13 protein-coding genes and 1 riboswitch are annotated in these 13676 nt (G+C 42.6%); of the genes, 11 read left to right on the top strand and 2 right to left on the bottom strand.

Features of this window, described 5'->3' with window-relative positions; all coding sequences use genetic code 11:
* Positions 1–6: 6 nt before the first annotated feature.
* The 4 genes from C1A07_RS07750 to C1A07_RS07735 are packed head-to-tail and all read left to right on the top strand — an operon-like array spanning position 7 to position 2558.
* The gene (locus tag C1A07_RS07750; protein ID WP_101876607.1) at positions 7–606 is read left to right on the top strand and encodes a flavin reductase family protein; all 600 of its coding nucleotides are present in this window, start codon (positions 7–9) and stop codon (positions 604–606) included.
* A complete protein-coding gene (locus C1A07_RS07745; protein WP_101876606.1) occupies positions 593–1123 on the top strand; it encodes a shikimate kinase in 531 nt (176 codons plus the stop codon). Before C1A07_RS07750 ends, C1A07_RS07745 begins: the two co-directional genes overlap by 14 nt.
* Complete coding sequence (locus tag C1A07_RS07740) at positions 1123–1551, top strand: DUF3783 domain-containing protein (protein ID WP_101876605.1); 429 nt, start codon at positions 1123–1125, stop codon at positions 1549–1551. Before C1A07_RS07745 ends, C1A07_RS07740 begins: the two co-directional genes overlap by 1 nt.
* Complete coding sequence (locus C1A07_RS07735) at positions 1548–2558, top strand: asparaginase (protein ID WP_101876604.1); 1011 nt, start codon at positions 1548–1550, stop codon at positions 2556–2558. Before C1A07_RS07740 ends, C1A07_RS07735 begins: the two co-directional genes overlap by 4 nt.
* 191 nt (positions 2559–2749) lie before the next feature.
* On the opposite strand, the gene C1A07_RS07730 is transcribed toward C1A07_RS07735, so the two are convergent.
* Positions 2750–2995, bottom strand: a complete 246-nt coding sequence (locus C1A07_RS07730) for a phosphocarrier protein HPr (RefSeq protein WP_101876603.1) — start codon at positions 2993–2995, stop codon at positions 2750–2752.
* 151 nt (positions 2996–3146) lie between these two features.
* Positions 3147–4550 carry an NAD(P)/FAD-dependent oxidoreductase gene (locus C1A07_RS07725; RefSeq protein WP_101876602.1) on the bottom strand — a complete coding sequence of 468 codons (1404 nt, stop codon included), beginning with the start codon at positions 4548–4550 and terminating at the stop codon, positions 3147–3149.
* Between the two features lie 100 nt (positions 4551–4650).
* A riboswitch (purine riboswitch) is annotated at positions 4651–4750 on the bottom strand.
* Between the two features lie 384 nt (positions 4751–5134).
* On the opposite strand from C1A07_RS07725, the gene chvE reads away from it, so the two are divergent.
* The 7 genes from chvE (at position 5135) to C1A07_RS07690 (ending at position 13666) form a co-directional block, all read left to right on the top strand.
* Positions 5135–6298 carry a multiple monosaccharide ABC transporter substrate-binding protein gene (gene chvE / locus C1A07_RS07720; RefSeq protein WP_101876601.1) on the top strand — a complete coding sequence of 388 codons (1164 nt, stop codon included), beginning with the start codon at positions 5135–5137 and terminating at the stop codon, positions 6296–6298.
* Between the two features lie 89 nt (positions 6299–6387).
* Positions 6388–7941: a multiple monosaccharide ABC transporter ATP-binding protein gene (gene mmsA / locus C1A07_RS07715; protein ID WP_101876600.1), complete on the top strand. Its 1554-nt coding sequence runs from the start codon at positions 6388–6390 to the stop codon at positions 7939–7941.
* Between the two features lie 2 nt (positions 7942–7943).
* Complete coding sequence (gene mmsB / locus C1A07_RS07710) at positions 7944–9113, top strand: multiple monosaccharide ABC transporter permease (protein ID WP_101876599.1); 1170 nt, start codon at positions 7944–7946, stop codon at positions 9111–9113.
* A 54-nt stretch (positions 9114–9167) separates the two neighbouring features.
* Entirely contained in the window at positions 9168–10247 is a 1080-nt protein-coding gene (locus C1A07_RS07705) for a GntR family transcriptional regulator (RefSeq protein WP_101876598.1), read from the top strand.
* 28 nt (positions 10248–10275) lie between these two features.
* Entirely contained in the window at positions 10276–10515 is a 240-nt protein-coding gene (locus C1A07_RS07700; protein ID WP_101876597.1) for a hypothetical protein, read from the top strand.
* Positions 10516–10541: 26 nt separating this feature from the next.
* Positions 10542–12038 (top strand): L-arabinose isomerase, encoded by a 1497-nt coding sequence (gene araA, locus C1A07_RS07695; RefSeq protein WP_101878081.1) that lies wholly within the window; start codon positions 10542–10544, stop codon positions 12036–12038.
* Between the two features lie 17 nt (positions 12039–12055).
* Positions 12056–13666: a xylulokinase gene (locus C1A07_RS07690; protein WP_101876596.1), complete on the top strand. Its 1611-nt coding sequence runs from the start codon at positions 12056–12058 to the stop codon at positions 13664–13666.
* Positions 13667–13676: the final 10 nt, after the last annotated feature.

Raw genomic sequence — 13676 nt, 5'->3', positions numbered from 1 at the left:
AGAAAAATGGGCAAACAGCATTGGAGACCGGGAAATATGCTTTATCCTGTTCCGGCAGTAATGGTAAGCTGTCAGCGAAAAGGAGAAAAGCCTAATATTATTACGGCGGCCTGGTGCGGGACAACAGTGTCAGATCCCGCTATGGTTTATGTATCTGTAAGACCAGAGCGGTATTCTTATGATATTATAAAAGAAACCGGGGAATATGTTATTAACCTGGTGAATAAGGATCTTGTATTTGCAGCAGATTTCTGCGGGGTAAGGTCTGGAAGAGATGTAGATAAGTTTGATGAGATGAAGCTGACTCCCCTGCCTTCCCAGAAAATCAGCGCTCCCGGAATTGAAGAAAGCCCGGTAAATCTGGAGTGTAAGGTGAAAAAGATTTTGCCCTTAGGAACCCACCATATGTTTTTGGCGGAAATAGTGAATGTTACAGTAGATGACAAATATATGGATGAAAAGGGAAAATTCCATTTAAACAGCAGCGGGCTGGTAGCTTATTCTCATGGAGAGTATTTTGAGCTGGGAAAAAAGCTGGGGAAATTCGGATATTCTGTACAAAAGAAAAAGAAAGGAATAACAGGAAAAAAGCATGGAAAAAAATAATATAATTTTAATCGGTATGCCTGCCTCCGGAAAAAGTACAATCGGAGTGCTGCTGGCCAAAAGATTAGGATATTCTTTTGTGGACGTAGATATTGTAATACAGGAAAAAACAGGTAAGCTTTTAAAAGAAATTATAAGGGAAAAGGGCATGGAAGGCTTTCTCAAGGTGGAGGAGGATATTAATGCAGAGCTGGAAACAGAGCATTCTGTAATTGCTCCCGGCGGCAGCGTTATATATGGCCATAAAGCCATGGCGCATTTAAAAGAGATCGGTTTGGTTGTATATTTGAAATTAAGCTTTGAGGAAGTGGAAAAAAGAATCGGCAATGTGGTAGACAGAGGGGTAGCCTTAAAAAAGGGCATGACTCTGCAGGACCTTTACAATGAAAGAGTGCCTTATTATGAGAAATATGCGGATATTACCATTGATGAAAAAGGTATGACTCCAGGGGAAACTGTAGATCAATTAAGAAAGATGATGGAAAAACATTTTAATTTGGAAACAGGTGATGAATAATGAAAACTATGAGGGAAACTGTGCTGTATTATACGCCTGAGGTTACAGAGAGAACAGCCAGGTTAAAGGGGATCTTTGTAAGGCTGGGGATCAGAATAAAAAATGTAGGCCCTGATCAGGCGGGAGAGAAGGTGGGATATCTTTTTGGGATGCCGGGATTTTTGCCAGATGATGCCGGAAGTGAGGAACCTTTGAAAATAGAGGACGAGATGCTGGTGATGAAGGGCTTTACCAGCCGCAGAATTGATGAGCTTTTAATGGCAGTGAGAAAGGCCGGCCTGTCCAGAATTGATTTAAAGGCAGTTGTCACAGACAGTAATGCAGGATGGACGTTTTATCAGCTTTATGAGGAGATAAAAGAAGAACGGCGGCAGATTCTGGAGGGAACTGAAAAATCTAAGCAGGCAGAAGAGGAAGAAAAGGAATGAAAGAAAGGCGAATACTTTTGCTGAATACAGGAGGTACTTTATCTTCTGTAGAAGGAGGAAAAGGGCTGAAGCCAGGGCTGGGAAGAGAAGATATATTGGAAGATCTGGTGGTAGTGGCAAAAGGCTTTACCCTGGAGTATGAAGAATTGTATTCTCTGGACAGCGCCAATATTACGCCGGCTCACTGGAAGGGTATGGCTGAGCGGATCGGACAGGTTTACAGGCAGTATGAGGGAATCGTAGTAATCCACGGCACAGACACTATGGCATATACGGCTTCCATGCTGTCTTTTATGCTGCGGGGAATACCGATTCCTGTAGTTATTACAGGAAGCCAGCTGTCTATTTCTAACCCGGTGGCAGATGCTTTAGAAAATTTAAGAGCCGCGATTTATATGGCGGCCAGCGGTCAGACAGGAGTTTTTGTAGCCTTTAACAGAAAAATTATTCTGGGAACAAGGGCCTCTAAAGTAAGCACAAAAAGCTTTGACGCTTTTGAAAGTATTAATTTCCCATATGCAGCCACTATTAATGCATACGGCATGACAATGAATAGGGAGGTGCTGCCAAAACCAAGGCTTGATTTTGGCGTGGACTCAGGCTGCTCGGAAAATGTTATGCTGATTAAGCTATTTCCCGGAATGTCCCCTGAAATTCTCAGACATCTTCCTAAAATGGGAATAAAAGGTGTGGTGATAGAAGCTTTTGGGTTAGGGGGGATGCCATTTAAAGGGCAGGATAACTTGTGCGATATAGTAAAAGAACTGTCGGATCAGGGAATGGCTGTGGTAATCGGAAGTCAGTGCCGGTACGACGGCAGCAGTCTGTCGGTGTATGAGACCGGAAAGCTGGCTTTGGAAAACGGAGCCATTCAAATGTACGATATGACTACAGAGGCGGCAGTGACAAAGCTTATGTGGCTGTTGGAGAAAAATCTGAACCAGAGAGAGCTTAGAATGTGGTTTAATACAAATCTTGTAAATGAAATAACAGTACAAGAAAACTAAATAATAACAGAAATAAAAGAGGCGCTGTAAGGAAAATAAGACAGATCCGGCTAAAATCATCACAAAGCGATTGACGATTGATTTTAAACCGGATCTTTTCTTTTGTAGCATTTTCTTTTTTGTGGGGAAACCAAAATAATAATCTTTTGTTAGTGCGGTATATGTACCAGCCCTATAGGATTCTGGACAGATCACGGTGTAAAAATACACTGAATCCGCCGTTCCGCTTCTTTTACGTTATTTCCATTAAAGTAAAAGAGGAGCCCTTTTTCGCTGGGCTCAAATCCCTTTTTCATGGCTTCATAGTCCTTGACATTAATCCAGGATGCAACACTGAAAACGAAAATACTGCAGTCAAAGTCACGGGCAGTCTGAACCAGATAAGAGATAGGCAGTGTACGGTACGGGGATGTAATATCAAGTTCTGCAGATGACATACAACACACCTCCTCGGTAAAACCAGTTCAAAAGTTACCTAAAAGCTAAATTATTATAAAGTTAGTATAGCACGGAAAAATTGACAGTTCAATACATTAAATCGTAAAAAAATTATAAAAATTCAAGTGCTGAGAAAAAATTATCGGAAAGTTATTGCTGAGACAAAATACTTCTGGCAACACTTATTCCGTTGGCTGAAGCCTGCTGAAGTCCTCTTGTAACAGAGGCGCCGTCTCCAATGGCCCTCAGTCCCTTTACGCTGGTTTCAAAGTCTGTATTTACCACTACCTTATTAGAATAAAACTTAACCTCCACCCCGTAAAGAAGAGTTTCATCGCTGGCAATTCCAGGCGTAACCTTATCTAAAGCTAAAAGCATTTCTTTAATATCTACCATAATTCTGTGAGGAAATACCAGAGATAAATCTCCAGGCACTGCGTCCTTTAAAGTAGGAATTAAATTGTTGCGGCACAGACGCTCCTCTGTAGTGCGGCGTCCTCTCTGGAAGTCGCCAAAGGTCTGAACTAAGATTTTGCCGTCGCAAAGCATGTTGCTTAACTGGGCAATGTGTTTGCCGTACTCAATAGGAGTTTTAAATGGTTTTGTAAAATTCTTAGAGACAAGTAAGGCAAAGTTTGTATTGTGAGTTTTAAATTCCTGTGATTTATAAGCGTGGCCGTTCACAACAGCTAAACCATTTTCATAATATTCAGTTGCCACTTCCCCGGAAGGATTAGAGCAGAAGGTTCTTACCTTGTCGTCAAAGGTAGGAGTGTGGTAAACCAGCTTTGCCTCATAAAGATTTTTATTCAGGAACTCCATAACCTCGTCCCGAACCTCCACGCGGACGCCGATATCTACAGTCCCAACCTCTGTTTCAATATTGTGGCGGCCGCATATATGGCTGAACCAGTCGGAGCCCTCTCTTCCGATAGCGGCAATAATCTGAGGGGCATAGTAGGTTTCGTGAGAATCTGTGACAACGCCCTGAGCCTGTCCGTCCTCAATAAGAATATCCTGAACCATAGTGTTAAATTTCATAGATACTCCCTGAGCCAGAAGATGTTCCTGAAGTCTTGTATAAATTTTATAACCTTCTTCTGTTCCTAAATGACGGATAGGGCATTCAATCAGCTTTAAGTTAGCTGTAATAGCTTTTCTTCTGATTTCCTGAATCTCTTTTTGCTTATCTACGCCGTATACGTTTTTGTCAGCGCCGAATTTTAAATAAATATTATCAGATTCCTTCAGCAGTTCTACAGTTTTATCATATCCCAGGATTTCCGGCAGATTGCCTCCAACGTCAGGGGAGAGGGATAATTTTCCGTCTGAAAACGCGCCTGCGCCTGCGAAACCTGTGGTGATAGAACAAGGCGTACAGCCTACACAGGTTTTTGTAACTCTTTTTGGACATGTACGCTTTTCAATGGGGCGGCCTTTTTCTATCATAAGGATTTTCATATCAGGTCTTTCCTGAATCAAGGTATAGGCGCAGAAAATGCCGGATGGGCCGGCTCCGATAATGATAACGTCAAATTGGTTGCTGGAATGCATGAAACAATTCCTCCTTTTACATCATATAAAAATTATTTGCTTCTTTGCTCTGAACATAAAAAGAACCAACTCCCTGTGCTGAAGGCTGCGGACAGGTATAAAACCTTTCCGTTGCAGCTATAGTCAACTATTATTGCGGTAGTTGGTAGAAACGTTCATCCATATTATGAACTTATATAATTACAACACATGAATTTTAACACAGGAACTAAGGAAAATCAAGGAAAAACAGGAACTTCAATAGCAGTTCAATAAATCGTTCAATAGTAGTATGAATAGTGATATGAACAATGGTATGAACAAGTTGAGTATAAAAAGACAACATGTATGTACAAGCTAGAAAGATGGGATAAAATGGAAAATAAAGTCGAATTTGTGCACTTTGCATAAAAATATGTGAGAAAATGGAAGATATAAACAAAAGTACAACATATGATTGACAGGCATAGAAGAAAAGTGTATAGTTATAACTATAAAACCTGTGAAACACCTGATAAAAATGAAATTTTTGAAGTTGTACATTCATTGTGCAGAAGGCACAATATGTAAATACAAGTTAATTTTTTAAAAGGAGGAACAGTAACATGAAAAAAGGGTTAAGTATTTTGCTTGCAGCAGCTATGACATTGTCATTGGCAGCATGTGGAGGTTCCACAGAGACAGCAAACACAACAGCAGCAGGTGGAGATACCACCACAGCGGCAGCTGATGCTTCTGAAGGCGCAGATGCAGGAACAGCTACAGGCGAAGGCAAAACAATAGGTGTAGCAATGCCTACCCAGTCTTCTGAGCGTTGGATCAACGATGGCGCTAACATTAAAGAGCAGCTGGAAGCGAAAGGATATAAAGTAGAGCTTCAGTATGCAGAGGATGACGTTCAGATGCAGGTATCCCAGATTGAGAACCTGATTGCAAGCGGCGTTGACTGTCTGGTAGTTGCTTCTATCGACTCTACAGCTCTTGTAAATACACTGGCTTCCGCTAAGGAAAAAGGTATTCCGGTAATCGCTTATGACCGTCTGCTTATGGACACAGACGCTGTTTCCTACTATGCAACCTTTGATAACAAGGGAGTAGGTACTGCTATTGCTAAATACATTGAAGAGAAAAAAGATTTAAAGACAGCTCAGGCTAACGGCGAATCTTATACAATCGAGTTCTTCATGGGCTCTCCTGACGACAACAACGCATTATTCCTGTATCAGGGAATTATGGAAGTGCTTCAGCCATACTTAGACGACGGCACACTGGTTTGTAAAACAGGAAGAACTTCTTTTGAAGATACATGTATTCTGAGATGGTCTCAGGAGACAGCACAGCAGTGGTGCGAGAACTACCTGTCTGGATTCTATGCAGATGAAAAACTGGATATTGCTTGTACAGCATTTGACGGATTTGCATACGGCGTTCGTTCCGCTCTGGAGGGAGCCGGATATCAGGTAGGCGTTGACTGGCCGTTAGTAACAGGACAGGACGCAGAGCTTATGGCAGTTAAGAACATTATTTCCGGTCATCAGACAATGAGTATTTACAAAGACACCAGAGAACTGGCTGCAAAATGTGTAACAATGGTACAGGCAGTTCTGGAAGGCGCAGAGCCAGAGATCAACGATACAGAACAGTACAACAATGGTAAACTGGTTGTTCCTTCTTACCTGTGTACACCTGTAGCTGTTGACACAGACAACTACATGGAACTGATTGTTGACGGCGGATACTATACAAAAGAAGAATTAGGAGTCCAATAAGAGCAGCAAATAACAGGAGAAGCGGCGGCGCAGGCCGCCGCTTCTCCTGTAACTGACAATTTATTATAAGAAGGAAGGTCGGTACAGAGATGGCAGATATCATACTGGAAATGAACCACATTGTAAAAGAGTTCTCAGGGGTCAAGGCGCTGGATGATGTAAATTTGAAGGTGGAAAAAGGTCAGATCCATGCTCTCTGTGGTGAAAATGGAGCAGGAAAATCCACGCTGATGAATGTGCTTTCCGGCGTTTATCCTTATGGAACCTACAGCGGTGAGATTCACTATAATGGAGAGCTGTGCAAGTTCCATAACATTAGACAGAGTGAGGAAAAGGGCATTGTTATTATCCATCAGGAGCTGGCGCTTAGTCCATATCTGTCCATAGCAGAGAATATGTTCATGGGCAACGAGCAGGTTTCCATGAAAGGGGTAATTAACTGGACGGAAACAAGAAGCAGGGCAAAAGAGATGCTTGCAAAGGTAGGGCTGGAAAATGAGGACGTGACAGCTCCAATTAACAGCTTGGGAGTTGGAAAACAGCAGCTGATTGAAATTGCAAAGGCCCTGGCGAAAAAAGTTAACCTTCTCATTCTGGACGAACCTACAGCGGCGTTAAATGACGAAGAAAGTGCAAACCTGCTGGAAATCATGCTGGATTTGAAGAAACAGGGAATCACATGTATTATTATATCCCATAAGCTGAATGAAATCAGCTATGTAGCAGATGCAATTACTGTAATCCGTGACGGAAAAACTATTGAAACTCTTGTAAAGGGAGTAGATGAATTTACAGAGGACAGGATTATTAAAGGAATGGTTGGACGTGAGCTGACCAACCGTTATCCTGTGAGAGATAACTGTCCAATCGGCGACGTAGTTATGGAAGTGAATAACTGGAATGTATTCCATCCAGACGAAGCGGACAGACAAGTGTTAAAGGATATTTCCTTTAAGGTGCGGGCCGGAGAGGTAGTAGGCTTTGCAGGTCTTATGGGAGCAGGCAGAACAGAGCTTGCCATGAGTATTTTCGGACATTCCTATGGGCAGAAGATTTCCGGTGAAATTAAAATGCATGGGAAAAAGGTAGAAATTAAAAATGTAAGAGAGGCAATTAAAAATAAAATTGCTTATACGTCTGAGGACAGAAAAACATACGGTCTTGTGCTTATGGACGATATTAAACACAACATGACCATGGCCGCTTTAAGAGAGTATTTTTCTAAAAACGGCGTTGTAAACAGCAACGACGAAATTGTGGCTGCTGAGGAGTATAAAAAGCTGATTAATGTAAAAGCCAATTCCATTAACCAGTCCGTAGGTTCCCTGTCAGGAGGAAACCAACAGAAGGTAGTTCTTGCAAAATGGATCTTAACTCAGCCGGATGTGCTGATTTTAGACGAGCCTACAAGAGGTATTGACGTAGGAGCCAAGTACGAGATCTACTGCGCCATTAACGACCTGGCCAGAGCAGGCAAGGCGGTAATTGTTATTTCTTCTGAGATGCCGGAGGTTATCGGTACCTGCGACCGAGTTTATGTTATTAATGAAGGTATGATTGCCGGAGAGCTGGGCAAAAACGAGCTGTCCCAGATTAATATTATGAAGTGCATCATGCAGCACAATGATCGGAAAGGGGAATAATCATGGATAAGAAAAAAACAGTTAATATTGATTTAAAACAATATGGTATGGTAATCGCTTTAATTGCCATCTTTTTAATCTTCTATTTTATGTCAGGAGGAAAAAACGCTTCCCCTACAAATATTAACAACCTGGTGATGCAGAACGGTTATGTAGTAATCCTGGCAGTTGGTATGCTGCTGTGCGTATTGACAGGTAACGTAGACCTGGGAGTTGGTTCTATTGTTGCTCTCTGCGGCGCTGTTGCTGCTATTTTAGTAGTTGATAAGGGAGCTGCCGTACCAGTTGCATTTTTGGCTGCATTGGCTATTGGTCTTGCCAGCGGCGCGTTTGCAGGATTCTTTATATCTATTTTAAATATTCCGCCTTTCGTAGTAACCCTGGCTACCATGCTTATGGGACGAGGACTTACATATACTCTGTTAAAGGCTCAGACAAAGGGCCCTACACCGGCCAGCTACAATATGATCGGCGTTGGCTTTATTCCTAACATTAAAGTGGATTTTATGGGAGCTCCTATTGATATGGTGACAATTCTCATTGCAGTAGTGGCAACTGTTTTAATCCTTTTAGGTGAACTGAAAAATTACCGCACAAAACAGAAATACAATTTCCCAACAAATCCAATGTGGCAGATTATTATAAAAGAAGCCGTAATTTTATTCATTCTCTGGTTCTTCTTATACAAGCTGGCAAGAAACAACGGAACTCCATTAGTTTTAGTATTAATGACAGTGCTGGTTGGAGTTTATCACTTTATTACAAGCAACACAGTAGCCGGACGTCAGGTTTATGCTTTGGGAGGTAATGCAAAAGCAGCCAGACTTTCTGGTATTAACACAAAGAAAGTATTCTTCTGGGTTTATACAAACATGGGACTTATGTCTGCTGTTGCAGGTATTGTACTTTCTGCACGTAACGGTTCTGCAACACCAAAGGCAGGCGACGGTTTCGAGTTGGATGCCATTGCTTCCTGTTATATCGGCGGAGCAGCAGCAGCCGGCGGCGTTGGTACAATTATCGGAGCAGTAGTAGGAGCTTTCGTTATGGGTATTCTGAACAACGGTATGTCTTTAATCGGCTGGTCCACAGATATTCAGAAGGTAGTAAAGGGCGCAGTTCTGCTGGGAGCCGTAACATTTGACATTGTATCTCAGAGAAAGAAATCATAAATAAAAGTTTATTAAGAAACAAGATCTAAGAAATAGAAAGAGGAGCGACAAAAGGTGCCTGTAATTCCTAAATATCAGATAGTTGTAAACTGGATAAAAGACAAAATATATAACAGCGAGCTAGGGCCAGGAGACAAGCTGGAGTCTGAAAATGAGCTGAGCCAAAGGTTTGGCATCAGCAGGCAGACAGTGCGCCATGCTATTAGCATACTGGAGCAGGAGGGCCTGATTGAAAGCCGTCAGGGAAGCGGAAGCTATGTAAGCAATTTCCTGATGAACAAGAAAAAAGGCAGCAGAAATATTGTAATTGTCAGTACATACCTGGGCGAATACATTTTCCCTAATATTATTGAGGGGATGGAAAGGGTTCTCAGTGAAGAAGGCTACGGCATACAAATTTCATTTACCCACAACAAGGTAGAAAATGAAAGAAAAGTTCTGCGGAGAATCCTGGATGAAATGGACGTGGACGGGGTGATTGTGGAGCCTACAAAAAGTGGGCTTCCCAACCCTAATTTAGAAATATACGATGAAATCGTAAAAAAGAAAATACCTGTTCTGTTTTTTAACAGCTATTACCCTGGTTTAGACCTGCCTCATGTGTGTTTGGACGACAGACAGGCAGGATATATGGCGACTAATTATCTGCTGGAGCTGGGACATAGAAAAATAGCCGGAATATTTAAGTCTGATGACGGACAGGGCAGACTAAGATATCAGGGATATCTGGATGCGCTGATGGAAAAAGGAATCCATCTGAAGGATGAGCATATTATCTGGATTGATACAGAGGATGAGAAAACACTGGTAAAGGACGACAAGCGGGTGTTAAGAAGGCTGAAGGGCTGTACAGCCTGTGTGCCTTACAACGACACAATTGCATATTCTGTGGAAACTATATGTTTAAGAAATAATATTCGGATTCCGGAGGATTTGTCTATTGCCAGTATTGACAACTCAGAGCTGGCAAAGCTGTGCGAGGTGCCTGTAACCTCTGTGGTTCATCCTATGGGTGCGCTGGGGGAGCGGGCGGCTAAACATATGCTGGAATTAATAAAAGACAACAGCTTTGACGCTACATATGAATATGAACCGGAGATTTGCATCAGGGATTCCTGCCGCAGACTGGAATAGAGGCAGGTTGGAAAAGGAGCCATGATATATGACAGATGAAGAGAAGGGAAGAAAAAGAAGTACGTCTATACTCAGATTGGGAATCGGAGTATATCTGCTTTATCTTGCCGCAGGCCTGATAAAAGACGTCATGGCCGGGGCCACGGACACGCCTCTTGTAATGGGTGGTTTTGCCCTGCTTTTTGCTGTGGCGGCAGTAGTTTTAATAGGAGTTTCCGGGAAGTATCTATATCAAAGCAGGAAAGATATGTCGGATAGTGATGAATGAATTTTTTCAGAAAGAAGGGTTTAATTATGGTAACAGGAAAGAATTATAAATTTTGGTTTTGTACAGGATCTCAGGATCTTTATGGAGACGAGTGCCTGCGAAAAGTAGCAGAGCATTCCAGAATTATTGTAGACAATTTAAACCAGTCAGGTGTTCTGCCTTATGAGGTGGTGTGGAAACCTACTATGATTACCAATGAGGTAATCAGAAAAACTTTTAACGAGGCAAATGCAGATGAAGAGTGCGCCGGAGTAATTACATGGATGCACACATTTTCACCGGCTAAATCATGGATTCTGGGACTTCAGGAGTACAGAAAACCTTTAATGCATCTTCATACTCAGTTTAATGAAGAAATTCCGTATGACACCATTGATATGGACTTTATGAATGAAAATCAGTCTGCTCACGGAGACAGAGAGTACGGACATATTGTTTCCAGAATGGGTATTGAAAGGAAGGTAATTGTAGGCCACTGGGCAGATAAGAATGTTCAGGAAAGAATCGGCTCCTGGATGAGAACAGCTGTAGGCGTTATGGAAAGCAGCCATATTCGTGTAATGCGCGTTGCCGACAACATGAGAAACGTAGCTGTAACAGAGGGAGATAAGGTTGAAGCTCAGATTAAATTTGGCTGGGAGATTGATGCTTATCCAATTAATGAGATTGCTCAGTACGTAGAGGATGTTCCTAAAGGCGACGTAAACGCCTTAGTGGAAGAGTACTATGATAAATATGACATTATTCTGGAGGGAAGAGATCCGGAAGAGTTTAAAAAACACGTTGCCGTGCAGGCAGGAATTGAAATCGGCTTTGAAAAATTCCTGGAAGAGAGAAATTATCAGGCCATTGTAACTCATTTTGGAGATCTTGGCTCCTTAAAACAGCTTCCAGGTCTGGCTATTCAGAGATTAATGGAAAAAGGCTATGGTTTCGGAGCAGAGGGCGACTGGAAAACAGCTGCTATGGTGCGTCTGATGAAGATTATGGCCGCTGGAGTTAAGGATGCAAAGGGAACTTCATTCTTTGAGGACTATACATATAATCTGGTTCCCGGCAAAGAGGGAATTCTGCAGGCTCATATGCTGGAGGTTTGCCCCACAGTTGCAGACGGACCTATCGGCATTAAAGCGTGCCCGCTTTCCATGGGTGACAGAGAAGATCCTGCCCGCCTTGTATTTACATCAAAAGAGGGACACGGCATCGCCACATCCTTAATTGATTTAGGAAATCGCTTCCGTTTGATTATTAATGATGTAGAGTGCAAGAAAACAGAGAAATCTATGCCTAAGCTGCCGGTTGCAACTGCATTCTGGACACCAGAGCCAAATCTGCAGGTTGGAGCAGAAAGCTGGATTTTAGCAGGCGGAGCTCATCATACAGCCTTCTCTTATGATCTGACAGCAGAGCAGATGGGAGATTGGGCTGCCGCAATGGGCATCGAGGCAGTTTATATTGATAAGGACACTACAATCCGCAGCTTTAAAAACGAATTAAAATGGAATTCTGTATTTTATAGATAAACAGGGGGTTGGGGCAAATGAGTATTCAGGATATAAAAAATTCTATTATAAATGGAAAAACAGCTCTGGGTATTGAGTTTGGATCTACCAGAATTAAAGCAGTTCTGGCAGGAGAGGACAACGCCCCCATTGCTGCGGGAAATCACGACTGGGAAAACCGTTATGAAAACGGGGTTTGGACCTACAGCTTAGACGATATATGGACAGGGCTTCAGGACGCATACGGCAATATGGCGGCTGATGTAAAGGAAAAATATGGTTTAGAGCTGGAAACTGTGGGAGCCTTAGGGTTCAGCGCCATGATGCACGGCTATATGGTATTTGATAAAGACAAGAATCTGTTAGCTCCTTTCCGCACATGGAGAAACACAATTACAGAAGAAGCTTCTGTAAAGCTGACAGAGTTATTCCAGTTTAATATTCCTCAAAGATGGAGCATCGCTCATCTTTACCAGGCAATTTTAAACGGGGAAGACCATGTAAAAAACATTTCCTTCCAGACAACATTGGCAGGCTACGTTCACTGGATGCTTACTGGAGAAAAGGCCATGGGAGTAGGAGAGGCCTCTGGTATGTTCCCTATTGACATTGAAACAGGAACATTTGATTCCAGGAAAATCGCTCAATTTAATCAGCTGATCGCTGACAAAAATTATCCATGGAAACTGGAGGAGATTCTTCCTGCTGTAATGAACGCAGGACAGAACGCCGGCGTTTTAACAGAAGAAGGCGCAAAGCTTTTAGACGTAACAGGAAAATTAAAACCAGGCATTCCGGTTTGCCCTCCTGAGGGAGACGCAGGCACAGGAATGGCGGCTACTAACAGCGTGGCTCAGAGAACAGGAAATGTATCTGCCGGAACTTCAGTATTTGCCATGGTGGTATTAGAGAAGGCTTTGGCAAAGGTACATCCGGAAATAGACATGGTTACTACTCCTGACGGCAGCGCGGTGGCAATGGTTCACTGTAATAACTGTACCTCCGACTTAAATGCATGGGTGTCTATATTTAAAGAATTTGCAGAAAGCTTTGGCATGGAAGTGGACATGAACAAGCTGTTTGGAACTCTTTACAATAAGGCCTTAGAGGGAGATAAGGACTGCGGAGGACTTCTGGCATATAATTATTTCTCAGGAGAACATATTACAGGATTTGAGGAAGGCCGTCCTCTTTTTGTGAGAACTCCTGAAAGCCGTTTTAATCTGGCTAACTTTATGAGAGTGCACCTGTACACAGCCCTTGGCGCTTTGAAAACAGGACTTGATATTCTGCTGAAGGAAGAGGGAGTGCAGATTGACGTGCTTTTAGGCCATGGCGGATTATTTAAGACAAAGGGCGTAGGGCAGAAAATTATGGCGGCAGCCGTAGATGCTCCTGTATCTGTAATGGAAACTGCAGGGGAAGGCGGAGCCTGGGGAATTGCCTTATTGGCCTCTTACATGGTAAATAAAGAAGAAGGCGAAACCTTAGCCCATTATCTGTCAGAAAAAGTGTTTGCAGGAGATACAGGTTCAAAGCTGGAGGCAGAGAAAGAGGATGTAGAAGGCTTTGACGCATTTATTAAAAGGTATAAAGCAGGACTTCCTATTGAGAGAGCCGCTGTAGATTATTTAAAGGCAGACAAGTAAGGAGAGCGGA

Source organism: Lachnoclostridium edouardi (assembly GCF_900240245.1).
Classification (GTDB): Bacteria; Bacillota; Clostridia; order Lachnospirales; family Lachnospiraceae; genus Lachnoclostridium_A; species Lachnoclostridium_A edouardi.
This window is presented reverse-complemented; position numbering and strand designations above follow the sequence as displayed.